The 518-nt window shown below is 55.2% G+C and carries 1 protein-coding gene; it reads left to right on the top strand.

What is annotated here, in order from left to right; genetic code table 11:
* Window positions 1-518 (top strand): tandem-95 repeat protein (locus R7093_RS28085; RefSeq protein ID WP_318147391.1); only part of this gene is annotated, 518 nt, incomplete at both ends.

Genomic DNA, 518 nt, shown 5'->3' with positions numbered 1-518 from the left:
GACGACAAAGTGGTGTCGCTGGATACCAATAACGGCCCAGCCAACGGCACGGTCTCGGTCAACCCGGACGGCAGCGTCACTTACACGCCAAACGACAACTACCACGGGGCTGACAGCTTCACCTACATCGTTACCTCCGGTGGGGTATCGGAGTCCACCACGGTGAACGTCGATGTCACACCAGTGAATGATGCGCCAGTGGCGACCAATGACAATGCCGTTACTGACGAAGACACGCCAGTAACGATTGATGTCCTGCCAAACGACACCGATGTGGATGGCGATACGCTGTCTATCCAATCGGCGTCAGTGCCGAGTGACCAAGGTACAGTCGAGATTGTTGACGGCAAGTTGGTGTTCACACCGGCTGAGAACTTCCATGGTGACGCTGAAATCACTTACACCGTGACCGATGGTGCACTGACCGACCAAGCGACGGTTAACGTCACCGTGAATGCGGTGAACGACACGCCTGTGGTTGAAAGTAGCATTGCAGACCAAACCTTGGCGGAAGATTT

It is taken from the genome of Vibrio sp. 1580, from assembly GCF_033340055.1.
The sequence above is the reverse complement of the archived record's forward strand: the minus strand, read 5'-3'. Positions and strand labels throughout refer to the sequence as shown.